The organism is Acidovorax sp. Root70 (assembly GCF_001428225.1).
GTDB lineage: Bacteria > Pseudomonadota > Gammaproteobacteria > Burkholderiales > Burkholderiaceae_C > Acidovorax.
In genome coordinates, this window is the sequence record NZ_LMHQ01000023.1 from 12,785 (window position 1) to 35,072 (window position 22,288).

The 22,288-nt window shown below is 67.9% G+C and carries 21 protein-coding genes; 11 read left to right on the top strand and 10 right to left on the bottom strand.

Going from position 1 to position 22,288, the window contains the following annotated elements; translation table 11 throughout:
* Nucleotides 1-87 precede the first annotated feature (87 nt).
* Complete coding sequence (locus ASD94_RS11690; RefSeq protein ID WP_056643009.1) at nucleotides 88-777, bottom strand: dienelactone hydrolase family protein; 690 nt, start codon at nucleotides 775-777, stop codon at nucleotides 88-90.
* A 144-nt stretch (nucleotides 778-921) separates the two neighbouring features.
* On the opposite strand from ASD94_RS11690, the gene ASD94_RS11695 reads away from it, so the two are divergent.
* From ASD94_RS11695 to ASD94_RS11720, 6 genes are all read left to right on the top strand, one after another.
* Nucleotides 922-1,668 carry an SDR family oxidoreductase gene (locus ASD94_RS11695; protein ID WP_056643013.1) on the top strand — a complete coding sequence of 249 codons (747 nt, stop codon included), beginning with the start codon at nucleotides 922-924 and terminating at the stop codon, nucleotides 1,666-1,668.
* A gap of 179 nt (nucleotides 1,669-1,847) precedes the next feature.
* Nucleotides 1,848-2,483 (top strand): MarC family protein, encoded by a 636-nt coding sequence (locus tag ASD94_RS11700; protein WP_015012174.1) that lies wholly within the window; start codon nucleotides 1,848-1,850, stop codon nucleotides 2,481-2,483.
* A gap of 7 nt (nucleotides 2,484-2,490) precedes the next feature.
* Nucleotides 2,491-3,201 carry a winged helix-turn-helix domain-containing protein gene (locus ASD94_RS11705; protein WP_056643017.1) on the top strand — a complete coding sequence of 237 codons (711 nt, stop codon included), beginning with the start codon at nucleotides 2,491-2,493 and terminating at the stop codon, nucleotides 3,199-3,201.
* Nucleotides 3,202-3,267: 66 nt separating this feature from the next.
* Nucleotides 3,268-4,734 (top strand): two-component system sensor histidine kinase CreC, encoded by a 1,467-nt coding sequence (creC, locus tag ASD94_RS11710; protein ID WP_056643021.1) that lies wholly within the window; start codon nucleotides 3,268-3,270, stop codon nucleotides 4,732-4,734.
* Nucleotides 4,735-4,845: 111 nt separating this feature from the next.
* A complete protein-coding gene (gene creD, locus ASD94_RS11715; RefSeq protein WP_056643023.1) occupies nucleotides 4,846-6,282 on the top strand; it encodes a cell envelope integrity protein CreD in 1,437 nt (478 codons plus the stop codon).
* A complete protein-coding gene (locus ASD94_RS11720) occupies nucleotides 6,279-6,650 on the top strand; it encodes a hypothetical protein (RefSeq protein WP_233247248.1) in 372 nt (123 codons plus the stop codon). The genes creD and ASD94_RS11720 overlap by 4 nt, the downstream gene beginning before the upstream one ends.
* A gap of 252 nt (nucleotides 6,651-6,902) precedes the next feature.
* Here the strand turns inward: ASD94_RS11720 and ASD94_RS11725 are convergent, their stop codons facing one another.
* The 3 genes from ASD94_RS11725 to ASD94_RS11735 form a co-directional block, all read right to left on the bottom strand.
* Nucleotides 6,903-7,439 carry a hemerythrin domain-containing protein gene (locus ASD94_RS11725; protein WP_056643025.1) on the bottom strand — a complete coding sequence of 179 codons (537 nt, stop codon included), beginning with the start codon at nucleotides 7,437-7,439 and terminating at the stop codon, nucleotides 6,903-6,905.
* 228 nt (nucleotides 7,440-7,667) lie between these two features.
* Nucleotides 7,668-8,249, bottom strand: coding sequence for a hypothetical protein (locus ASD94_RS11730; protein ID WP_056643027.1), 582 nt, complete (start codon nucleotides 8,247-8,249; stop codon nucleotides 7,668-7,670).
* A gap of 108 nt (nucleotides 8,250-8,357) precedes the next feature.
* Complete coding sequence (locus ASD94_RS11735) at nucleotides 8,358-8,576, bottom strand: CsbD family protein (RefSeq protein WP_056643031.1); 219 nt, start codon at nucleotides 8,574-8,576, stop codon at nucleotides 8,358-8,360.
* A 376-nt stretch (nucleotides 8,577-8,952) separates the two neighbouring features.
* Between ASD94_RS11735 and ASD94_RS11740 the strand changes: the two genes are divergently transcribed.
* From ASD94_RS11740 to ASD94_RS11750, 3 genes are all read left to right on the top strand, one after another.
* Entirely contained in the window at nucleotides 8,953-10,827 is a 1,875-nt protein-coding gene (locus ASD94_RS11740) for a DUF1800 family protein (protein ID WP_056643033.1), read from the top strand.
* An 8-nt stretch (nucleotides 10,828-10,835) separates the two neighbouring features.
* Nucleotides 10,836-12,290 (top strand): DUF1501 domain-containing protein, encoded by a 1,455-nt coding sequence (locus ASD94_RS11745; protein ID WP_056643037.1) that lies wholly within the window; start codon nucleotides 10,836-10,838, stop codon nucleotides 12,288-12,290.
* Between the two features lie 85 nt (nucleotides 12,291-12,375).
* Nucleotides 12,376-13,752, top strand: coding sequence for an NAD(P)/FAD-dependent oxidoreductase (locus ASD94_RS11750; RefSeq protein WP_056643039.1), 1,377 nt, complete (start codon nucleotides 12,376-12,378; stop codon nucleotides 13,750-13,752).
* Between the two features lie 76 nt (nucleotides 13,753-13,828).
* Here the strand turns inward: ASD94_RS11750 and ASD94_RS11755 are convergent, their stop codons facing one another.
* From ASD94_RS11755 to ASD94_RS11770, 4 genes are read right to left on the bottom strand one after another with little or no spacing between them, the layout of a single operon-like run.
* Complete coding sequence (locus ASD94_RS11755; RefSeq protein ID WP_056643042.1) at nucleotides 13,829-14,518, bottom strand: ABC-type transport auxiliary lipoprotein family protein; 690 nt, start codon at nucleotides 14,516-14,518, stop codon at nucleotides 13,829-13,831.
* Nucleotides 14,519-14,574: 56 nt separating this feature from the next.
* A complete protein-coding gene (locus tag ASD94_RS11760; protein ID WP_056643045.1) occupies nucleotides 14,575-15,543 on the bottom strand; it encodes an MlaD family protein in 969 nt (322 codons plus the stop codon).
* Nucleotides 15,543-16,418: an ABC transporter ATP-binding protein gene (locus tag ASD94_RS11765; RefSeq protein WP_056643048.1), complete on the bottom strand. Its 876-nt coding sequence runs from the start codon at nucleotides 16,416-16,418 to the stop codon at nucleotides 15,543-15,545. Before ASD94_RS11765 ends, ASD94_RS11760 begins: the two co-directional genes overlap by 1 nt.
* A complete protein-coding gene (locus ASD94_RS11770) occupies nucleotides 16,415-17,539 on the bottom strand; it encodes an ABC transporter permease (protein ID WP_056643051.1) in 1,125 nt (374 codons plus the stop codon). The genes ASD94_RS11765 and ASD94_RS11770 overlap by 4 nt, the downstream gene beginning before the upstream one ends.
* Nucleotides 17,540-17,825: 286 nt before the next feature.
* On the opposite strand from ASD94_RS11770, the gene ASD94_RS11775 reads away from it, so the two are divergent.
* Both ASD94_RS11775 and ASD94_RS11780 read left to right on the top strand, forming a co-directional pair.
* Nucleotides 17,826-19,517 carry a GMC family oxidoreductase gene (locus tag ASD94_RS11775; protein ID WP_056643052.1) on the top strand — a complete coding sequence of 564 codons (1,692 nt, stop codon included), beginning with the start codon at nucleotides 17,826-17,828 and terminating at the stop codon, nucleotides 19,515-19,517.
* A gap of 339 nt (nucleotides 19,518-19,856) precedes the next feature.
* The gene (locus ASD94_RS11780) at nucleotides 19,857-20,150 is read left to right on the top strand and encodes an antibiotic biosynthesis monooxygenase (RefSeq protein ID WP_056643055.1); all 294 of its coding nucleotides are present in this window, start codon (nucleotides 19,857-19,859) and stop codon (nucleotides 20,148-20,150) included.
* 41 nt (nucleotides 20,151-20,191) lie between these two features.
* On the opposite strand, the gene ASD94_RS11785 is transcribed toward ASD94_RS11780, so the two are convergent.
* Together ASD94_RS11785 and ASD94_RS11790 are read right to left on the bottom strand one after the other, a co-directional pair.
* Nucleotides 20,192-20,509: a hypothetical protein gene (locus ASD94_RS11785; protein WP_056643058.1), complete on the bottom strand. Its 318-nt coding sequence runs from the start codon at nucleotides 20,507-20,509 to the stop codon at nucleotides 20,192-20,194.
* 108 nt (nucleotides 20,510-20,617) lie between these two features.
* Nucleotides 20,618-21,970 (bottom strand): ammonium transporter, encoded by a 1,353-nt coding sequence (locus tag ASD94_RS11790; RefSeq protein ID WP_156391415.1) that lies wholly within the window; start codon nucleotides 21,968-21,970, stop codon nucleotides 20,618-20,620.
* Nucleotides 21,971-22,288 lie beyond the last annotated feature (318 nt).

Consider the following 22,288-nt stretch of genomic DNA (forward strand, 5'->3'; position numbering starts at 1 on the left):
CTGGCGCTTGGGGCCAAAGCCGCCTGAAATCCGCCATGCTCACCCCCGTTGGTCGTTCGCTATCGTGTCGCGGTCACTGGGGCGGTCTCAGCCCAGGTGCTTGGCAAAAAAGGCCAAGGTGCGCTCGCGGGCCGTGTTGGCGGCGGCCTCGTCATAGCTGCCGCGCTGGTCGCAATTGAAGCCGTGGTCGGCGGCGTACACATGCACTTCGACCTCTGGGTGGGCCTTGCCGAAGGCCTGCACGCTGTCGAGCGGAATCCAGTGGTCGCGCTCGCCAAAGTGGGCCAGCACCGGCACCTTGGGGGTGCGGGCCACTTCCTCCGGCGTGGTCACGCCGCCGCCGTAGTACGGCACAGCGGCCGACAGGCCCTGCAGCTGGCAGGCCGAGCGCCAGGTCAGCAGGCCGCCCCAGCAGTAGCCCACGATGCCCACCTTGCCGCCGCTGTGCTGCGCGGCGTAGTCGATGGCGGCCTGGATGTCGGGCAGCACGCCCGGCGCGGGCAGGGCCTCGACGGCGGCCTTCAGGCCCATGCCGGCCTGCATGTCGTCACCGGTGTAGCCCAGCTCCACACCTTGCTTGACGCGGTGGAAGGTAGAGGGCGCCACGGCCAGGTAGCCGCTGGCGGCGTAGCGGTCGGCCACCGAACGGATGTGCGAGTTCACGCCAAAAATCTCCTGCAGCACCACCACGGCGCCACGGGGGGTGCCCTCGGGCTTGGCGACCCAGGCGGGGGCCACAAAACCGTCACTCGATGTCAGATCAACAAACTGTCCCATGCTGAATGCTCCTTTGCTTTGGTAAATATGGCGCGCGAATGGGCCGCTAAAGGGCCGCAATAGGGCCGCGATTTCGGCCAGGACGCTGCGCGGCGGGGCGCAGAACCTGTTCCAATGCGCCATTCTTGCAGGAGACCCCACCCCATGGAGAAGATCGCACTAATCACCGGCGCCAGCCGGGGCATTGGCGCTGCCACCGCACGGCTGGCCGCAAAACATGGCTGGGCCGTGGCCGTCAACTACCTCGCCAACGAGGCCGCCGCGCAGGGCGTGGTCGATGCCATCCGTGCAGACGGCGGCACGGCCATCGCGGTGCAGGGCGACGTAGCGAGCGAAGCCGAGATCCTGGCCATGTTCCAGGCGGTGGACACCCAGCTGGGCCGCATCAGCGCCCTGGTCAACAACGCCGGGGTGGTGGACGTGACCGCCCGGGTGGACGCAATGAGCACCGAGCGCCTGCGCCGCATGTTCGACACCAACGTGATCGGCAGCATCGTCTGCGCCCGCGAAGCCGTGCGGCGCATGAGCACGCGCCATGGCGGCAGTGGTGGCGCCATCGTCAACGTGTCCAGCGCCGCCTCGCGTCTGGGCTCGGCCCACCAGTATGTGGACTACGCGGCGGCCAAGGGCGCCATCGACACCTTCACCATCGGCCTGGCGCGCGAGGTGGCCGCCGAGGGCATCCGCGTGAACGCCGTGCGCCCGGGCCTGATCGAGACCGACATCCACGCCAGCGGCGGCCTGCCCGACCGCGTGCGCGACCTCTCGCACCAAGTGCCCATGTTGCGCGGTGGCACGGCCGACGAAGTGGCCGAGGCCATCGTCTGGCTGATGTCGCCCGCAGCGAGCTACACCACCGCCACCTTGATGGATGTGTCGGGCGGGCGTTAGGGGCACGGAAGGCTTGGCGCCACCCATGGCGGGCACGCTGCAGCGCAGCATGCCCAACCCCCAAACGGTGCAGAAAACACCGCATACTCGCGCACAGCCCGGGCTGCGCCACCCTCATCGGCCGTTGGCCTGAGCACCCCGAAGAACCACCCTGCCCACCTGCCCCTGGGAGCGCCCTGATGGACCTCAAACCCCTGATCACCCTGCTGGCCATCGTGAACCCGCTGGCCATCGTGCCGTTCTTCATCCACTACACCCAGGGCTTCTCGTACCCGCAGCGACGCCGCACCATCCAGGTGGCCAGCTTCAGCGTGTTCTGCGTGATTGCCGCCTGCGCATTGCTGGGCCTGCAGATCCTCGACTTCTTCAACATCTCGCTGCAGAGCTTTCAGGTGGGCGGCGGCATGCTGCTGCTCATCAGCGCGATGAACATGCTCAACGCCCAGCCCGCCGAGGCCAAGCCCAGCACCAACGAGTTTGAAGAAGGGGCAGAGAAAGCCGCCGCCGGCAGCAGCATCGCCGTGGTGCCGCTCACCATCCCGCTGCTCACGGGCCCCGCCAGCATGTCCACCGTGGTGATCTACGCCGACCGCGCGCAGGGCGTGTGGCAGACGCTGGCGCTGGTGGGCTACGGCGTGGTCATCGCGCTGGCCACGGCCGTGTGTTTTGCGCTGGCCGACCCGATTGCGCGCGTGCTGGGCAAGACCGGCATCAATGTGATGACCCGGCTCATGGGCCTGATCCTGGCTGCGCTGGCGGTGGAGGTGATGGCCGACGGGCTAGGCAAAATCTTCCCGGTGTTGATCGCCCGTTGACGCCCCCATGTCCGCCCGCCTGCTGCTGCTCGAAGACGACCCCGCCATCGCCCGCACCGTGGCCTATGCGCTGGAGCGCGACGGTCTGACCGTCACGCACAGCCTGCTGGTGCATGACGCGCGCCAGCAGCTGCAGCGCACGCGTTTTGACCTGCTGGTGCTGGACGTGGGCCTGCCCGACGGCAGCGGCCTGGACCTGCTGCGCGATGTGCGCAATGCGCCGCCCACCGCCGCCCTGCCCGTGCTGATGCTCAGCGCCCACAGCGAAGAGATCGACCGCGTGCTGGGCCTGGAGCTGGGCGCGGACGACTACCTGACCAAACCCTTCAGCCCCCGCGAACTGGCCGCCCGCGTGAAGGCGCTGCTGCGCCGCGCAGGCCACGGGAACGGAAATGGCAACGGCCACCCGGCAGCGCCCGTCGCCACGGCCACCGCGCTGTTCCACGACGACGAGGCCGGCCAGCGCATCAGCCTGCGCGGCCAAGCCCTGCCGCTAACCCGGCGCGAATACCGCCTGCTGTCCCACCTGCTGCGCGGCGCAGGCCGCATCCATTCGCGCGACGCCCTGCTGGCCGCCGCCTGGGGCGACGACAGCGACAGCACCGACCGCACGGTGGACACCCACATCAAGACCCTGCGCGCCAAGCTGCGCGAGGTGGACCCGGCGCGCGAGTACATCAGTACGCACCGGGGCATGGGGTATTGCCTGGACATCTGAAGCCCAATTGGCCGCCGGCGCATATCTATCAAGCGCTGGCAGCTATTGTTTTTGAAGTAACGCACCATGCGCCTCGGCATCCGCCTGCTGTTCGCCTTCTTCCTCATCAACGGCATCGCCGCGTTCTTTGTGCTGCGCGTGTTCATGGCCGAGATCAAGCCCAGCGTGCGCGAGGTGATGGAGGACATGATGGTGGACACGGCCAACATCCTGGCCGAGCTGGCCAGCGAAGACCTGGCCGCCGGGCGGCTGGCGACGGAAGCCAACAACAGCAGCACCAGCCCGTTTGCCCAGCATGTGCGCCGCTACGCCACGCGGCCCATCGACGCGGCGATCTGGGGCTTTTCCAAGCAGTCGCTCGACTACCGCATTTACGTCACCGACACCACGGGCCGCGTGCTGTTCGACTCGGAGAACCGCGCCATCGGTGCGGACTACTCGCGCTGGCGCGATGTGGCGCGCACGCTGCGCGGCGAGTACGGCGCACGCTCGACCCGCGATGTGGAGGACGACGACACCAGCGGCGTGATGCATGTGGCAGCTCCCATCTACGTGAACCGCCAGATCGCAGGCGTGCTGACCGTGGCCAAGCCCACGCGCACGGTGCAGCGCTTTATCGACCGGGCCGAGCGCAAGGTGTTCATGGGCGGGCTGTTGCTGCTGGCGCTCTCGGCGGCCGTGGGCGTGGCGGTGACGCTGTGGATGGTGTGGAATGTGCGCCGCCTGCGCGACTATGCCCTGAGCGTGCAGGGCCCGGCCGACGGCGAACGCCACGACCCGAACCTGCCACCTCCCACGGCCCTGGCCGTGCCCGAGGTGCCCGGCGAGCTGGGTGACCTGGCCCGCGCCATGGACCGCATGCGCGCGCGGCTGGAGGGGCGCGACTACATCGAGGGCTATGTGCGCGCGCTCACGCACGAACTCAAAAGCCCTGTGGCCGCCATCCGCGGCGCGGGCGAGCTGCTGCAGGACGAGCTGCCCGCCGCCGACCGCGCCGAGTTTGCAACCCAGGTGGTGCAGCAGAGCGAGCGCCTGCAGCGCATCATCGACCGGCTGCTGGAGCTGTCCAAGCTGGAGCAGCGCCAGCACGCCGAAGGCCGCGCGCCCGTGGCGCTGCAAGACTGCGCCGAGGCCGCCATTGCCCAGACCCGCGCCCGCGCCGGGCAGCGCGGCATCGCCCTGGCGCTGAGCGGCCACGGCACCAGCGGCCCGTGGGAGGCTGAGCTGGTGACGCTGGCGCTGACCAACCTGCTGGACAACGCCATCGACTTTGCGCCCGCAGGCAGCACGGTGCGGGTGGACCTGGACGGCGCCACGGTGGCCGTGCAGGACAGCGGCCCCGGCGTGCCCGACTACGCGCTGCCGCGCCTGGGCGAACGCTTTTTCACCACCGCACGACCGGGCGGCGAGCGCAGCGGATCGGGCCTGGGACTGGCCATCGTCCAGCGCGTGATGGCGCTGCATGGCGGGCAGATGGTGGCGCGCAACACGGCGCCGGGCCTGCGGGTGGAGCTGGTGTACCGCACCGCCTGAGCCGCCAAAGACACGGCCAGCACTCCACTTCACACTGGCCTCACAAACTTCATAGCGCCCTCACAGCGCGCCACAACACTGCCTCCACAACAGTCACTTGTGGAGGATCTTTTGTTCAAACACCCCTTGTTCACCAAGCTGGCGGCGCTGACCGCCATCACCGTGTTGCTGCTCTTTGGCCTGGGCCTGATCGAAGACGTGGTGCGCGACCGGCTGCGCTACCGCAGCATCACCGCGCAAAGCGTGGCCGAGAGCCTGGCCGGGTCGCAGACGCTGATGGGCCCCATGATCCACAGCGCCTGCGTGGAGAGCTGGGATGAAGAAGTCGGCAAGGGTGACGAGCGCCGCATGGTCGAAAAGCGCCGCGAGTTCATCCTGACCGCCATGCCCGAGCAGCTCAAGCTCACCACCGGCGCCGCGATGGAAGAACGCGCACGCGGCCTGCACAAGGTGAACACCTACAACCTCAAGGCCAACGTGACGGCGCAATGGGGGTCGCTGGCCAACCTGCTGCCGCAGAGCAGCATGAAAAATTCGCGCATGCACTGCGGCGCACCCATCGTGATGATGGCCGTGGGCGATGCGCGCGGCATCCGCACCGCGCAGTTCACCATGGGCAGCCAGGCGCTGGCGCTCAAGCCTGGCACCTTCCACCCCACCTACAGCCGGGGCCTGCATGCGATGCTGCCCGAATCCGTGCGCGGCAAGGCCGATGGCCTCACGGCCACCTTGGACCTGGAACTGGTGGGCACCGAGCGCCTGGCCATCGTGCCGCTGGGCGGCAACACCGAAGTGCTGATGACCAGCAGCTGGCCCCACCCGTCGTTTGCCGGGCGCTTTCTGCCGTCGGAGCGCGAGGTCAAGAAGACCGGCTTCTCGGCCCAGTGGCGCCTGTCGTCACTGGCCACCACGGCGCAGGCCGACATTGCCAGCGGCAAACGCATCTGCCTGGGCGCGGACGAGGGCAGCGACTATGCGCACACCGGGGCCACGCCGGGCGACTGCGCCGACAGCTTCAGCGTGGCCTTCATCGACCCGGTGAATCCCTATTCCCTGTCAGACCGCGCCACCAAGTACGGCGTGCTGTTCATCGCCCTCACCTTCGTGGCCGTGGGCCTGTTCGAGCTGATGAAGAAGCTGCGCGTGCACCCGGTGCAGTACCTGCTGGTGGGCAGCGCGCTGTGCAGCTTCTTCCTGCTGCTGGTGAGCCTGTCGGAGCACCTGCCGTTTGGCATCTCGTACGCGGTGGCCGCCAGCGCGTGTGTGCTGCTGCTGGCCTATTACGCCAGCCACATGCTGGGCGGGCTCACGCGCGGGGTGCCGCTGGGGGCGGGCATTGCGCTGCTGTATGGCCTGCTGTATGTGCTGCTGCAGCTGGAGCAGACGGCGCTGGTGGTGGGGGCGATTGCACTCTTCCTGGTGCTGGCGGCGGTGATGGTGCTGACGCGCAAGGTGAACTGGTACGGGCTGTCGCAAGGCGGCACGCCCCCGCGCCCCACCATGCCACCGGTACAGCGCCCCACAGCGCCCCGCACGGAGGCCGCATGAACGCCACCGCCGCCCACACCACGCGCTGGGCCCAGTACCTGGCGCAGGCCCAGGCCCTGACGCCGCCCGCCAGCACCGGCCCCGCAAGGGGCACCGCGCTGACCGCCGCCGAAGCGGACCGCGTGCAGCGCCACCGCGACCAGTTGATGGCGGCCCTGCGGTCGCAGGACCGGCTGGCCTTGCATTGCGCCAAGCAACAGGTGCTGGACGCGGCCTTTTGCCCGCACGGTGCAGCAGCGGACCATACCCCCGAAGACCCTGCCGGTGCTGCAGATGCCGCCGCAGATTCACCCGCCCTGCGCCGAGCCCTGCGTGACTTGGCATGGCGCACGGCCGGCCTGTTGATGCCGCGCCACCATAGGGTCTGAATGCCCACCTAGTGGGATGTGGACAGACCCTGCGGACCAAATTTCAATCGAAATGGGCGATAGCGCCAGTGCAATATGCACCATCAGCTATCAAAAAAAAGAGCGATCACCCAGCCGCCCTGCGACTGCGCCCCTCGCGCTGGACCGCGCGCGCCAGGTCGCTGCACGGTGGGGCACACAACGGCAGCCTCCCTTGCAGGCGCCGACGCTGAGTGACAAGCGCTGGGGATAGACGACCCGATGGGGCGCCGGTCAGGCGGGTACGGCGGACGCTGCGTCAGGCTGCGCGGCGGGTATGTCGGCGCCTTGGGCATCCGTGTCCGAACAGGTGGCCCCGCCGCAGCCGTGGATCAGCTCCTGCGGCAATGCGCCGGGGGCATGCACCACGCCCGTCGCCGGGTCAAACCCCACACGGCGCAGGTGCAGGGCCAGCGAGGCGTCCATGGCCTGTGCATGCTGCGGGAACCACAGCGCCAGCTCGCTGGCCATCACGCGCAGCACCTGGAGGTCGCCCTGCTCGGCGCGTGCCGTGCCTTCGCGCATCACCTTCAGCACCACACTGTGCTGCATGCTGTGGCAGTTGCCCGATGCGAAACGGGTGGAGGCCATCCAGTCGTCCTCCTGGCCAAAATGCTGCTCAGTGTGGTCCACCAGCGCGCGCCAACGGGGTAGCAGATTGGCGTCATCGGCCTGGTCCACGGCGGCCAGCAGATCGACGAACTCCCGGTGGGTGTCATCCATCAGGGGCAGGTCGAGGTTCAGCGCGTCAGACCATTCGAGTTGGGCCATGGGAATCCTTGTGCAGGCAGATCAAACGAAGGTGCGAGCTTAGGAGCCCCGGGCGGTCCGGGTGTTGACGCAGGTCATGGCGCGGCGCCGTATGCGGCGGCTGCGACAACCGGCGCCCAAAGCCTCGCCACCTCGCCAGACACAGCAGAACCCTGCACCGCTATGCGGGCAGGGTCCATGCAGCTTTGCCGTGGGATCGCAGTTCAGGCGCCCCGCGCCCGCCTTCGATCAGCTGTGGCCGTACATGCGCTTGGCGTCGTCCACGCACTTGGACTTCAGGTCGCCGCTCATGGCGTCGCAGCGCTCCTTGGCGGCCTTGTAGTTGGCCTCGTTCTTCTCTGCCGTCGCGTCCTTGCGGGCTTCGGCCACGTTAGCGGCCTTTTCCGCCGCGTTATCGGCGGGCTTGGCCTGGGCGGCCGCCACCTTGGCGTTCTCCTTGGCCTTCACATGTTCGGCCTTGGCGTCCTTCACGCACACATCCTTGGCGTTGCCGGTCAGGTCATCGCACTTTTCCTTGGCGACGGCGTAGGCGGCGTCAGCGCGGGCTTCGGCCACCTTCTGGCTGGCCTTGGGGCTGGGCTTGTACTGGGCTTCGAGCTCGGCCTTGGCCACGTCCTCGGCCCCCTTGGCTTCCTTCATGCAGATGTCCTTGGCATTGGCCTTGAGGGCATCGCATTTTTCTTTGTTCATCTTGTAGTCCGCCGAGATGCTCTCCTTGGCGGCCTTGTGCTCTGCAGGGGTCATGGCAAAAGCGGTGGTGGCCATCAGACCGGTGGCGCAGACGGCGATCAGGGTGCGTTTGAATGTCATGGGTTTCTCCTCGGTATGGAATGAATGCAATCGAATGAAATCTGCGGGCGGCGGCTGCCAGGGGGCTCCTGGCGAGGCCGGGGCACTAGCCCCGTTGCCATGGCACCGTCAGTCGTTGAAGCGGAAATCAGGATGGCGGCTTTGCCATTCCTTGAGCTGCTTTTCGGCGACGTCGCGGGCGATGCCCTGGCGCTCTTGCAGCTTGCCCAGGAACTGTTCGCGCTTGCCGTCGATGACATCGAAGTCGTCGTTCGTGAGCTTGCCCCACTGCTCGGTCATCTTGCCCTTGAACTGCTTCCAGTTGCCCTTGATGGTGTCTTCATTCATGGTGTGGTTCCTCATAAACACTTCGCTTCAGCCATCCACTCGGAGTGCGTGGAACACTTGCGTGATGCGATGGAATTCACTGTAAAAATGATCCGGAGCAGACGCCGTAGTCCATGCCACGCAGCACACGTCAGCACAGGCCTACGGGCTTGCCGGACACCGCCGATGTGGCGGCGCCTTCACTCGGGTACTCGCCCGGAACAGACCCCGCAAGGGGTACAAAGTGTTGCAATCGCCCATCATTGGCGGCCCTGCTCGCAGCCCGCGCACCAGTGCCTGTTTCGCCTGGTAACACTTGTGTTTCCCAGCGCACGCGGCGTGTGATTTAGTCACGGTTGTGCCTGCCCGACTGCGCACGTTTCACCACGACCATCCCATGACCCATCCATACCCGGAGACTCTGACCACCGCGGTGGCAGAGGCACCCGAGGGCCAGCCCCTCTCCCCAGAACATGCGACGACGGGCGGCCTGGCCCGTGCGCCCCTGCTGACCGCACTCTTGGCGTCCAGCGCCCTGGCCGCCTGCGGTGGGGGCGGTGGCGACAGCGCGCCGGGTGCGGGAACCCCCGGCACACCCGCGCCCTCCACCCCCTCGCTCGGCGACTACGCCCATCCCTCTGCCACGACGGACAACGAGGCCGCCCGCTTTCTGCTGCAGGCCCAGTTCTCGGCATCGACGGCCGAGATCGCGGCCCTGCGCGCCACCACCTATGCCGGCTGGCTGGACAGTCAGTTCAGCGCAGGCCCCAGCCAGGGCGGCTGGGACTGGTTGAACCAGCGCGGCTACGCGGACGTCAGCAACGACACGGCTTACTACGACAACTCCTACCCTGCCGACTACATGATCTGGTATCAGCTCATGAAGTCGCCCGATGGCCTGCGCAAGCGGGTGGCGCTCGCGCTGTCGGAGATCTGTGTGGTGTCCACCAATGGCGTGGACATCAATTGGCGCTGCCATGCCATGGCGTGGTACTGGGACCAACTGGTGAACAACGCCTTTGGCAACTACCGCTCGGTGCTGGAGAACGTGACGCTCAACGCGGCCATGGGCTACTACCTCAACACCCGGGGCAACCAGAAGGAAAACGCCGCCACGGGCCGCCAGCCGGACGAGAACTACGCCCGCGAGGTGATGCAGCTCATGTCCATCGGGCTGGTGGAGCTGAACTCCGACGGAACTCCCAAAAAGGACGGCGCCGGCAAGCCCGTAGACAGCTACACCATGAACGACGTGACCAACCTGGCGCGCGTGTTCACCGGCTACGACTACGACCAGTCGCAGAACGTCCCGATCACCGTGCCCGGCACGACGCGCGTGGTGCCTAACACCACCTACACGCGCCTCCCCATGGCGCTCAATGCGTCACGCCACTCCACGCTGGCCGCGACGTTTCTGGGCACCACCATCCCCGCCAACACACCGGGCGCTGCGGCGCTCAAGACCGCGCTGGACACGCTTTTCAATCACCCCAATGTGGGTCCCTTCATCGGCAAGCAGCTCATCCAGCGGCTGGTCACCAGCAACCCTTCGCCCGGCTATGTGGCGCGCGTGGCGGCCGCCTTCAACAACAACGGCGCGGGAGTGCGCGGCGACCTGCGCGCTGTGGTCAAGGCCATCTTGCTGGACGACGAGGCACGTTCACCCGCAGGGCTCACCCAGCCGGCCTTTGGCAAGCTGCGTGAGCCCATGCTGCGCCTGGTGCAATGGGGCCGCACCTTTGGCATCAACTCGGCGCAGGGCAGCTGGAAGATTGGCGACCTGAGCGATCTGGGCTCGCGGCTGGGCCAGAGCCCGCTGCGCTCCCCTTCCGTGTTCAATTTCTTCCGGCCTGGCTATGTGCCGCCGTCCACGGCATTGGCCACTTCAGGCGCTGTGGCCCCCGAGTTCCAGCTGGTCAACGAAAGCAGCGTGGGGGGCTACCTCAACTACATGCAGGGCGTGATCCGCAACGGCATCTACGTGAATGCCCCCGAGCTGCCCAACAATGCCAGCACCTCCAACAACGGGTACGACATCAAGGCCAGCTACACGAACGAGCTGGCCATCGCGGCCGACGCTGATGCGCTGGTGGCCCGCATCAACCTGCTGATGTGCGCAGGCCAGCTGTCAGCCGCCACCGTCAAGCTCATTGCGGATGCACTGAAGGCGACGCCCGTCACCACCGCCAGCACCGACGCAGTCAAGCTCGACCGCGTGGCGGCCGCCGTCTTCCTGGTCATGGCTTCGGCCGAATACCTCGTTCAAAAGTAAGCCCTGCCATGCACCTGCTTCAACCCGAACTCCACACCCGCCGCACGTTCCTGCGCCGCTCCACCCAGCTGGGGCTTGCGGGCACAGCCCTGCCCTTTGCCCTCAACCTGGCCGCCATGGGCGAGGCGGCCGCCTTCACCGCCACCGACTACAAGGCACTGGTCTGCGTGTTTCTGTATGGCGGCAACGACTATGCCAACACCGTCATCACCTACGACGACGACAGCTACAACCGCTACAGCACCATCCGGGGCGGCGGCGCAGGCCAGTCGGCAGGCGGCATTGCACTGGCCAAGGCAGCACTGGCCCCCACGCTGCTGACCCCCACCACGCCCCTGCCGGGCGGCCGCCAGTACGCGCTGCACCCGGCCATGACAGGGCTGGCCGGCCTGTTCAACAACGGCAAGGCCGCCGTGCAGCTCAACGTCGGCCCGCTGGTGGTGCCGCTGACCCGCGCGCAGTACAACAGTGCCGACCGCGCCACCTACCCCGTGCCTCCCAAGCTGTTCTCGCACAACGACCAGCAGTCGGTGTGGCAGTCGTCCTCGCCCGAGGGCTCCACCGTGGGCTGGGGCGGCAACATCGGCGACCTGGCGCTGTCGTCCAACGGCAACTCGCTGTTCACCTGCATCTCTGTCACGGGCAATGCGGTGTTCCTGTCGGGCGACTCGGCCCTGCAGTACCAGGTCAGCACCAATGGGGCCGTGGCCATCAATGGTGTGAAGAACCGGGTGTACGGGTCATCGGCTGTGCAAAGCGCGCTCGCGTCGCTCATCCAGCAGCCGCGCACGCAGACGCTGGAGAACGAATACAACCGCGTGACCACCCGGGCCGTGACGGCAGAAAGCCAGATCACCAACGGGCTCGCGGGCGTGACGTTGTCCACGACCTTTCCCAACAACAACTCGCTGGCCAACCAGCTCAAGATGGTGGCGCGCCTGATTGGTGCGCGCAGCACCCTGGGCAGCAAGCGACAGGTGTTCATGGTGTCGCTGGGCGGCTTTGACCTGCACGACAACCTCATTGCGCAGCAGCCCGGCTTGCTGCAACGGGTGAGCGAAGCCATGACCGCGTTCTACAACGCCACGGTGGAGCTGGGCGTGGCCGACAAGGTCACGGCGTTCACCGCCTCCGACTTTGGCCGCACGCTCAGCTCCAACGGCGACGGCTCGGACCACGGCTGGGGCAGCCACCACCTCATGGTGGGCGGCGCGGTCAAAGGGAAGGCGTTCTACGGCAGCGCGCCGCCGGTCAGCATCACCAACACAGCCGCCCCCGAAGACCAGTGGCATGTGGGCCAGGGTCGCCTGCTGCCGTCCACCTCGGTGGACCAGTACGCGGCCACCCTGGCCAAGTGGTTCGGCGTGGCCGACAACGAAATGGCGGGTGTGCTGCCCAACATCACGCACTTTGGCGCAGCGGCGGGTCGGCCGGACTACCCGGTGGACCTGGGGTTCCTGTAACGCATTGAGCCCCCGCAGCCTGGGGCCGCAGGTCAGGCCCAGGTCACGAGGCCGGGCCACCACGCGGCTCCCCAATAATGGCGGCATGACGACTCCCTCTGCTCCCCCGCTTCGCCCGCGCGTGGTCATCATCGGTTGCGGGTTCGGCGGCCTCGAAGCGGCCCGCGCCCTGCGGGGCGCGGCGGTGGATGTGACCCTGGTGGACAAGACCAACCACCACCTCTTCCAGCCTCTGCTCTACCAGGTGGCCACGGCCGGGCTGTCGGCCCCGGCCATTGCGGCGCCCATCCGGCATCTGTTCCGTCAGCAGCGCAACGTGACCACCTTGCTGGGCGAGGTCACCCGCATCGACGTGGGCCAGCGCACCGTGCACCTGGCAGACGGCGCCACGCTGCCGTACGACCACCTCATCGTGGCCGCCGGTGCCACGCACAGCTACTTTGGCCGCGACGACTGGGCGGCCTGTGCGCCCGGCCTCAAGACGCTGGACGACGCGTTCGAGATCCGCCGCCGCGTGCTGCTGGCGTTTGAGGCGGCCGAGAAAGAGCCCGACCCCGCTCGCCGCGCAGACTGGCTCAACTTTGTGGTCGTGGGCGCGGGCCCCACGGGCGTAGAAATGGCCGGCACGCTGGCAGAGATTGCGCGCCACACGCTGCCCGGCGAGTTCCGCCACATCGACCCCGCCAGCGCGAAGATCATCCTGCTCGAAGGCGGCACGCGCGTGCTGCAGGCCATGCCCGAGGCCCTGAGCCAGCGCGCCAAGGAGCAACTGGAAAAGCTGGGCGTGGACGTGCGCCTGGGCGCGCGTGTCACCGCCATCGACAGCGATGGATTGAAGGTCGAATCACCCGCAAGCGCTACTACATCAAGCGCAAATAGCTATCAAATAAATAGCAAATGCATTGTGTGGGCAGCGGGCGTGGCCGCATCACCACTGGGCCGCCACCTGGCAGACACCACCGGCGCCAGCACCGACCGCGCGGGCCGCGTGGTGGTGGAGCCCGACCTGACGCTGCCGGGCCACCCCGAGATCAGCGTGATCGGCGACCTGGCAGCCGCCAAGAGCCACGCCCCCGGCCACGAGCCCACGCCCGTGCCCGGCGTGTCGCCCGGCGCCAAGCAGATGGGACGCGCCACGGCGGCCAACATCCTGCGCCGACTGGCGGGCCAGCCCACGCAGCCGTTTCGCTACCGCGACTACGGCAACCTGGCCACCATCGGCCGCAACTCTGCCGTGGTGGACCTCACCTCGCCCGCCGGGCCGGTGCGGTTCTCCGGCTACTTTGCGTGGCTGTTCTGGCTGTTTGCGCACGTGTACTTCCTGATCGGCTTTCGCAACCGGCTGGTGGTGTTACTGGACTGGGCCTGGGCGTACTGGAGCTTTGCGCGCTATGCGCGGGTGGTGACGGGCATTGAACGCCATGAGGCCACGCCCCCGTCCCCTTCGCCGCCCGGCACCTGACGGCCAGCCGCGCTGCGTGGCGCCACGGCCAAGGCTGGCGCCCGCTGGCAGATGCGGGCTACAAAGACCTGGGGCGTTACTGCCCCACCTGCTCCACCCAGGCCGCCAGCTCCCCGGCCAGCTGGCTTGATGCCGCTGCCAGCGCGGCCACGCCGCCCGGCGCATCGGCCGACTTGGCGGGCTGCTGCACGATGAACACGCGCTGGTCGCGCAGGGATTCGCCCGACGGGGTCAGCTCGACCACCGTGGCGCGCAGGCGCACCACGCCCGCGCTGTCGCTGGGGCTGGTGAACAGGTGGCTGAACTCCTCCAGCTCGGTGCGCAGCACCAGGGGCAGCTTGTTGCCCTGCGCGGGTTCGCGGGCCTGGGCGGCGCCGTCGTCGGCCTTGAGCACGGCGCGGCGCAGGCCCAGTTGTTCGCGCAAGCGCTGCTGCAGCAGTTGCGCGGGCGGCTGGCTCCAGCGGGCCTGGCTGTAGGGGCGCAGCTGCTGGGCGTCGGCATAGGCCAGGCGGTACAGCACGGCGTTGCCGCCCTCGGGCAGGCCGGGCGCATCCATGTCGGCGAGCGCCAGCGGCGCCAGGGGCGCGCGCCGGTCGGTGGGCACGGTGGCCAGCGGGCCGGGCCCAAAGTCATACAGCACGGGGCGGGTGGGGGCAGCCGGCAGGGCCGAGCAGCCCGTGAGCACCAGCGCTGCGACCAACCCACAACCCCACAGGGCGGTAGCGCTAGATGTATATGCCTTGGTTGCTATGTTTTTGATAGTCATCACATTCATTCCTCACAAGGCCCACGCTGCCCATGCGGCGCGGTCGGAGACACCCCTCATCGGCCACCACCAAAACCGGGCTCACCCGGCCCGGGCGGGATGGCGCCCGAGCCGTAAATGAACAGCTGCGGGTTGTCGCTGATGCCCCCCGCCGCTCGGCCCATCTGGCGGGCGGCGCGGGCCGTGTCGTCGGCCGCACGGTTCACCCGCGGCAGGGTCGCGGTGCTGAACTGGTCCGCCGCCCGCGCCAGGGACTGGGTGCCGGCGGTGATCTGGTCGATGGCACCGCCCTCGGCATTGAGCCGCTGGTTGGTCTTGCCCAAGTCCACCGCCAGGGCGGACACGCTGGCGCCCGCCTGCTGCAGCGACTGCAGCGTCTGGCGCGCGTCGCTGGCCAGGGGCGGCAGCGCGGCCAGGGCCGGGTCCAGGCGCTGCGACACGGTGGCATCCAGCCGCTGGGTCAGGGTGTTGACGCTGCCTGCGGCCTGGCCGATGTTGGACAGCGCCTCGGTGAGCTTTTGCTGGTTGCTGTCGCCCAGCAGCTGGTTGATGCGGCGCGTGGCCTCTTCGACCTGACCCAGAATGGCCGGCGCCTGCTCGGCCAGCTTGCCAAACGGCGAGGGCTTGAGCGGCAGGCGTGGCAGGCCGCTGGGGCCGGGGGGCAGCTCGGGGTAGGGCTGCTCGGCGTCGTCCAGCAACACGTGGGCCAGGCCGGTGACGCCCTGGTAGCCCAGCACGGCAAAGGTGGTGGGGCTGATGGGCGCCTGCTCGTTGACGGCGATGCGGATCAACACGTTGCCGTTGACCTGCGGATCAAAGCCGATGCGCGTGACCTTGCCCACGGCCACGCCCTTGTAGCGCACGGCGGCCTGGGGCTGCAGGCCACTCACGCCGTCGCGGGTGGACAGCTCGTACTGCTCGTAGTTGGCGTTGTCGCGCGTGAGCCAGACGGCCAGGCCCGCCAGCATGGCGGCGACCACCAGCACAAAGATGCCTGCGGCGAGGGCGTGGGATTTGTTTTCCATCAGGGGTGTTCCTTGTGGGGCGCGGGCGGTGTGGCGACGTGCGCCGGAGCCTGCTGCACAGAAGGCACGGGCGCCATGGCCCGTTGGCCACGTTCGCCCATGAAGAAGTGCTCGATGAACGGGTGCGAAAAGTGCGCCACCTCGTGCGGCGGGCCGGTGACGATGACCTTTTTATCCGCCAGCACGGCCACGCGGGTGCTGAGTGCGAACAGCGTATCCAGGTCGTGCGTGACCATGATGACCGTCAGCCCCAGCGCTGCGCGCAGCTCGCGCAGCAGCGCGCAGAAGTCGTCGGAGCTGCTCGGGTCCAGGCCCGCCGTGGGTTCATCGAGCAGCAGCAGCGGCGGGTCCATGATGAGCGCACGGGCCAGCGCCACGCGCTTGACCATGCCACCCGACAGGTCGGCCGGCATGCGCGTGGCATGTTCGGGCTTCAGCCCTACCATCTGCAGCTTGACCAGCGCGGCGTCGCGCACCAGCTCGGGCGGCAGCGTGCCCTGCTCGCGCAGCGCAAAGGCCACGTTGTCGAGCACGTTGAAGGCCGAGAACAGCGCGCCGTGCTGGAACAACATGCCCACCCGGCTGGCTGCGCCCTCGCGCCCCATCTCGGACGCAGGCCGGCCCAGCACCGTGACCTGCCCGCGCGTGGGCCGCGCCAAGCCGAGGATCTGGCGCAGCAGCACCGTCTTGCCCGTGCCCGAGCCCCCCACCAGGGACAGCATCTCACCGCGCTGCACGGTGAAGTTCAGGTCCTGGTGCACGGTGAAGGTTTCGTCACCCTTGCCAAACTGCGTCCAGAGGCCTTGCACGTCCACGATGGGCGGCTCGCCGGGCGCGACGGCGATGTGTTCGGGCTTGGCGATGCGCTCAGTCATATACCGATGTTCTTGAAGGCGACCGCAAACAGCGCGTCCACGATGATCACCATGGTGATGGACGACACCACCGACGCCGTCGTGCCTTCGCCCAGGCTCTGGGTGTTGGGCTTGACGCGCAGGCCCCAGTGGCAGCCGATGAGCGCAATGAACGCGCCAAACACCACCGACTTGGCCATCGCCAGGCCCAGGTTGCCGACCTTCACCGCGGCGGGCAGTGCCTGCACAAAGTAGGACGGCGAGATGTCCATGGAGACGTCGGCCGCCAGCATGCCCCCCGCCAGCGCCGCCAGTGTGGTCCACACGCTGATGAGCGGCATGGCCAAGGCCAGCGCCAAGGTGCGCGGCATCACCAGCCGAAACCCGTGCGGGATACCCATCACACGCATGGCATCGAGCTCTTCGGTCACGCGCATCACACCGATCTGCGCCGTAATGGACGAGCCCGAGCGGCCCGCCACCAGAATGGCCGCCAGCATGGGGCCCAGCTCGCGGATCAGCGAGATGCCCAGGATGTTGACGATGAACGACTCGGCACCAAACTGCCGCAGCTGCAGGCTCATCAGGTAGGCCAGCACCACCCCGATGAGGAAGCCCACCAGCGCCGTGATGGGCAGCGCCGTGGCGCCCATGCGGTACAGGTGGCCGGACACATCGCGCCACGGCCCCTTGCGGGGTGCACGCACTAGACGGCCCAGGTCCAGCACCAGCTGGCCCACCATCTCCAGCAGGTGGCGGGCATGGTCCACGCCATGCAGCACCAGCACGCCCAGGTGGTCGATCTGCTCGCCCAGGCGCCAGGGCTCGGGCGGCGGTGCAACACAGGTGAAATCTGCCACCCGCGTCAGCATGGCGCGCTGGCTGTCGGTACAGGCCAATTGCGCGGGCCAGGCGTGCTGCCAGTGGTTCCACAGCAGCTGCGCGCCCACATGGTCCAGCCACTGCAGCTCTCGCAGGTCCCAGCCCAGGGTGGGGGCAGGCGGTGCGTCACGCAGCTGGTCCGACACGGCCTGCCACTGCTTCGCGCTGCCCAGCTCGGCCGCGCCCCAGCGCCCACGCAGCTGCGCGCACGGCCCTTGGGGCGTATCGGCGCGAACGATGTGGGGGGCGTGGTCGGTCATGGGTCAGGCCGCCAGGGCAGCCGCAGGGGGTGGGTCGTCAAGAAGCAGCAAGGAAGAGCGTGCATGGTAGCGGAGCGAATCCTGCACGCGCTGTCGGACACCAGCCTGTCAAGCAAAGACAGGCGGCGAAGCGTGTAATTATTATCAAATCGACACCTAGCGCAATATCTACAAGCACCAGCAGCTACTAAAAATGTAGCAATAGGCACACACCCTATCGACAGGGCCTGCCCCATCCGCACAATGGCCCACCGTTACCACCCTTGATCGGCACCGCCCCTTTTCCATGAGCGACACCACGTTTGACACCATCATCATCGGCGGGGGCACGGCCGGCTCCCTGCTTGCCAACCGCCTGAGCGCCGACGGCCGCCACCGCGTGCTGCTGATCGAAGCGGGCCGCAAGGACGACTACCACTGGATCCACATCCCCGTGGGCTACCTGTACTGCATCGGCAACCCGCGCACCGACTGGCTCTACAACACCGAACCCGACGCGGGCCTGAACGGCCGCACCCTGCGCTACCCGCGCGGCAAGACGCTGGGCGGCTGCAGCAGCATCAACGGCATGATCTACATGCGCGGCCAGGCGCGCGACTACGACCAGTGGGCCGAGCTGGCGGGCGACGCCAGCTGGCGCTGGGACAACGCCCTGCCCTACTTTCGCCGCCACGAAGACCATTGGCGCCTGGACCAGCCCGGGGCCGTGAACGAAAATTTCAAACGCCTGCACGGCAACAAGGCCACCGGCAGCACGGGCGAGTGGCGCGTGGAAAAACAACGCCTGCGCTGGGACGTGCTCGACGCCTTTGCCCACGCCGCGCAGCAGGCCGGTATCCCGGCCACCGACGACTTCAACAGCGGCAGTAACGAGGGCGTGGGCTATTTCGAGGTCAACCAGAAAAGCGGCTGGCGCTGGAACACCGCCAAAGCCTTTTTGCGCCCAACCTGCTACGGCCGGCCCAACTTCGAGATGTGGACCAGCGCGCAGGCGTCCAAGCTCCTCATCGAGACCCAGCCCGATGGCACCCAGCGCTGCACGGGCGTGCAGGTGTGGGACGGCACCGAGATGGTCACGGCCCGCGCGGCGGGAGACGTGATCCTGAGCGCGGGCGCCGTCAACTCGCCGCAGCTGCTGCAGCTGTCGGGCATCGGGCCCGCAGCGCTGCTGCGCCAGCACGGCGTGGAAGTGAAGGTGGACCTGCCCGGCGTGGGCGCCAACCTGCAAGACCACCTGCAGATCCGCGCGGTGTTCAAGGTGCAGGGCGTGCAGACGCTCAACACCATGGCCAACTCGCTGGTCGGCAAGGCCAAGATCGGGCTTGAGTACGCGCTCAAGCGCAGCGGACCCATGAGCATGGCGCCTTCGCAGCTGGGTGCGTTCACCCGCAGCAGCCCCGACCAGCCCTATCCCAACATCGAATACCACGTGCAACCCTTGTCGCTCGATGCGTTTGGCGAGCCGCTGCACGGGTTCCCGGCGTTCACCGCCAGCGTGTGCAACCTCAACCCCACCAGCCGGGGCACGGTCAACATCAAGAGCGCCGACTTCAAGACCGCGCCCGCCATCGCCCCCAACTACCTCAGCACGCCCGAAGACCGCCAGGTGGCGGCCGACAGCCTGCGCGTCACGCGCCGCATCGTGGCCCAGCCCGCGCTGGCCAAGTACCAGCCGCAGGAGTGGAAGCCCGGCGTGCAGTTTGAAAGCGACGAAGACCTGGCGCGCCTGGCGGGCGACATTGCCACCACCATCTTCCACCCCGTGGGCACCACCAAGATGGGCCGCGACGGCGACCCGATGGCCGTGCTGGACGCCCAGCTGCGCGTGCGCGATGGGCGCGGCGGCGTGGTGGCGGGCCTGCGCGTGGTGGATGCGGGCGCCATGCCCACCATCACCAGCGGCAACACCAACTCGCCCACGCTGATGATGGCGGAGAAGGCCGCGGAGTGGATCATCCAGTCACGGCAGGCGGCGTGAGTAGCATCGCGCCGATGTACTCCTCCACCTTCATCTTTGCGACCAAGAACCTGTTCAAGCTATGTTCGGGGTCGCGCAAGCGCCTTGCCGGGATGGGGTGCTAGGCGCGGTGCGCAGCCAATAGCTCGGCTATTGGCAAGCGCCGCAACGCCGCAGACCGCCCGGCAAGGCACTTGCCCGAAGGGTTGGAGTGAAATCGGGCGATTGGACGCCCCGGCTGCTTGCATGGGCACGAGCCCATGCGGCGCATCCGAAGCTTCCACTCATCCCGATTGCACTCCAACGCGATCCCCAAACATAGCTTGAACAGGTTCTCAATTCGACGACGCCTTTCACCGGCTGGACGAAGCCATCGCCACCGCCGCGCGTTCCATCGACGGCTACCTGGGCGAGGAGTCGTGGACGGACACGGGCAACGGCCTGGTCTCCAACGTGTACTACTGGCAGTCGCTGGAGGCGCTACAGACGCTGATGCAGCACCCGGCGCATCTGAAGGCCAAGGCCGCGCAGGCGCAGTGGCTCAATGGCTACCAGGTGGTGATTGCGCAGGTGCTGCGCACCTACGGGGACAACCGGCTGGCTGGGCTGCTGCCCACGGCCGGGCTGTTCACACAGGGCACTCCGGCCCACTGATCTTTTCCGTTCAAGCCACGGCGTAGAAGCCGCTTGGCAGGTCAGCGGATGCCGCCCACGTAGCGCGGCACTTCGGGGGTGGGCTCGGGGCGCGCACGTACCGCATGCGCCGCGGCGTCCAGCAGCGGTCGGCGCTGCGCGGCCGGCGGGCTGGCGTGCAGGGCGTGCTCCAGGCGGTCGGCCCATTCGGCCAAGTCGGGGGCGTTGTCTTCGGTGGCGCGCTGGCGCGCAAACCGCACGATCTCCTGCGCGTAGTCCGCGTTGGCCGCCATCCATTCGGTATCGGTCACGCGCCCTGTCTTGCGCCGTAACAACACATGCAGGTGGGCGGCAATCGCCAGCTTGTCGGAATCGGACATGTTCGGCTCCTTACTGCATTGGGGTCATCCATCGGACTGCATCCGCTGGCCCGCAGGGCACAGCGATGCGGGGGCAAGGAAGGCCTGCGGGGTCTCTCGGAGGCCCATTCAGCCGCCCAGGCGCTCGCGGTGCTGGGCAATGTCCAGCCCGGTCTGCTCGCTTTGCTCGTCCACCCGCAGGCCCATCGCAAAGTTGACGACCCACAGCAGCGCGGCCGTCATCACCAGGCTGTAGGCCGCCACGGCGCCCACGCCGATGGCCTGGGTGAGCAGGCTGCCCGCAGCCCCCCCGACGGTCTTGCTGGCCAGCACACCCGTCAGCAGCGACCCCACGATGCCCCCAACGCCATGCACGCCAAATACGTCGAGCGAGTCGTCCACCCGCAGCAGCCGCTTGAGCCCCGTGGCGCCCCAGTAGCAGGCCAGCCCGGCCACCAGGCCAATCACCACGGCCGAGCGCAGCGTGACAAAACCGGCGGCGGGTGTGATGGCCACCAGCCCCGCCACCAGGCCAGAGCACAGCCCCAGCAGCGATGGGCGCCCGCGCACCACCCACTCACCCAGCATCCACGACAGCGCCCCGGCTGCAGCGGCCAGGTGCGTCACTGCCATGGCCAGCCCGGCGCGCCCGTCGGCCGCGACCGCAGAGCCTGCGTTGAAGCCAAACCAGCCCACCCACAGCATGCCCGCGCCCGCCATGGTGAGCCCCAGGTTGTAGGGCTCGAAGGGCTCGCGCCCGTACCCCGTACGGCGGCCCAGAAACCAGGCGCACACCAGCCCCGCGACGCCCGCGTTCACGTGCACCACCGAGCCGCCCGCAAAGTCCAGCGCGCCCATCTGCGCCAGCCAGCCCCCGGGCTCCCACACCCAGTGCGCCACGGGCGCGTACACCACCAGCGTCCACAGTCCAACGAAGACCAGCATGGCCGAGAACCGCATGCGCTCCACAAACGCGCCCACCAGCAGCGCTGCCGTGATGATGGCGAACGTGAGCTGGAACATGGCGTACACCGACTCTGGGATCAGCGGCGCAATGTGGCTCACGGCCAGCTTGCCCGCCTCCAGCTGAAAGTCGAGCCCCGCAAAGCCAGCGCGGTCCCAGCCCCCCAGCCAGGCGCTGCCTGGTGTGAAAGCCAGTGAGTACCCCGCCGCAAACCACAACAGGCTGACCAGCGCCGCAATCGCGACCACGCACGCCATGGTGTTGAGCACGTTCTTCCTGCGCACCATGCCTGCGTAGAAAAGCGCAATGCCTGGCAGCGTCATCAGCAGCACCAGGGCAGTGGAGGTCATCATCCAGCTGGTATGGGCCGCATTCACCGTGTCCTGCGCCACCAGTGCGGGGCGGGTGAGGGGCGCCGCGATGGCAGGAACCTCCGGCACGCCCTGGGCCAGCGCGCAGGTGCACAGCCCCAGACACAACGACGCGACCGCAATGACCCGGTGGTTGACTGCACGCATGCACGCTCCCTTTCGCAATTTGTTACAAGCGCATTGCACGAGCCATGCCAGCAAAGTCCCACCGAATCGGGGCACAGGACGCCCCGGCCGGCCCTCCAGCGCCCAACAAAGGGGGGCGGGAAACCCCCAATGCACCAGCAAAGTGCAGCCGTTACAGTTGCGGCACTCGAAAGCGCGCTTCGGTGTGCCAAGCGAGGGGCCCGAGGAGACAACCTTTCTACCAAGAACCACATTCAAAACACCCAACGAGGTGTGAACCCTTTCAGGCGCTGGCGATCCCAGCGCCTTTTTCTTGCCTGTTAGGGATGGCCTGCATAA

Excerpts from the sequence above, each read along its gene's own strand:
- ASD94_RS11770 (WP_056643051.1), bottom strand. The coding sequence starts at position 17,539 with ATGACCGACCACGCCCCCCACATCGTTCGCGCCGATACGCCCCAAGGG.
- ASD94_RS11725 (WP_056643025.1), bottom strand. The coding sequence starts at position 7,439 with ATGGCCCAACTCGAATGGTCTGACGCGCTGAACCTCGACCTGCCCCTG.
- creC (WP_056643021.1), top strand. The coding sequence starts at position 3,268 with ATGCGCCTCGGCATCCGCCTGCTGTTCGCCTTCTTCCTCATCAACGGC.
- ASD94_RS11765 (WP_056643048.1), bottom strand. The coding sequence starts at position 16,418 with ATGACTGAGCGCATCGCCAAGCCCGAACACATCGCCGTCGCGCCCGGC.
- ASD94_RS11690 (WP_056643009.1), bottom strand. The coding sequence starts at position 777 with ATGGGACAGTTTGTTGATCTGACATCGAGTGACGGTTTTGTGGCCCCC.
- ASD94_RS11745 (WP_056643037.1), top strand. The coding sequence starts at position 10,836 with ATGCACCTGCTTCAACCCGAACTCCACACCCGCCGCACGTTCCTGCGC.
- ASD94_RS11760 (WP_056643045.1), bottom strand. The coding sequence starts at position 15,543 with ATGGAAAACAAATCCCACGCCCTCGCCGCAGGCATCTTTGTGCTGGTG.
- ASD94_RS11775 (WP_056643052.1), top strand. The coding sequence starts at position 17,826 with ATGAGCGACACCACGTTTGACACCATCATCATCGGCGGGGGCACGGCC.
- ASD94_RS11785 (WP_056643058.1), bottom strand. The coding sequence starts at position 20,509 with ATGTCCGATTCCGACAAGCTGGCGATTGCCGCCCACCTGCATGTGTTG.
- ASD94_RS11730 (WP_056643027.1), bottom strand. The coding sequence starts at position 8,249 with ATGACATTCAAACGCACCCTGATCGCCGTCTGCGCCACCGGTCTGATG.
- ASD94_RS11740 (WP_056643033.1), top strand. The coding sequence starts at position 8,953 with ATGACCCATCCATACCCGGAGACTCTGACCACCGCGGTGGCAGAGGCA.
- ASD94_RS11790 (WP_156391415.1), bottom strand. The coding sequence starts at position 21,970 with ATGCGTGCAGTCAACCACCGGGTCATTGCGGTCGCGTCGTTGTGTCTG.
- ASD94_RS11755 (WP_056643042.1), bottom strand. The coding sequence starts at position 14,518 with ATGACTATCAAAAACATAGCAACCAAGGCATATACATCTAGCGCTACC.
- ASD94_RS11695 (WP_056643013.1), top strand. The coding sequence starts at position 922 with ATGGAGAAGATCGCACTAATCACCGGCGCCAGCCGGGGCATTGGCGCT.
- ASD94_RS11735 (WP_056643031.1), bottom strand. The coding sequence starts at position 8,576 with ATGAATGAAGACACCATCAAGGGCAACTGGAAGCAGTTCAAGGGCAAG.
- ASD94_RS11700 (WP_015012174.1), top strand. The coding sequence starts at position 1,848 with ATGGACCTCAAACCCCTGATCACCCTGCTGGCCATCGTGAACCCGCTG.
- ASD94_RS11720 (WP_233247248.1), top strand. The coding sequence starts at position 6,279 with ATGAACGCCACCGCCGCCCACACCACGCGCTGGGCCCAGTACCTGGCG.
- ASD94_RS11750 (WP_056643039.1), top strand. The coding sequence starts at position 12,376 with ATGACGACTCCCTCTGCTCCCCCGCTTCGCCCGCGCGTGGTCATCATC.
- ASD94_RS11705 (WP_056643017.1), top strand. The coding sequence starts at position 2,491 with ATGTCCGCCCGCCTGCTGCTGCTCGAAGACGACCCCGCCATCGCCCGC.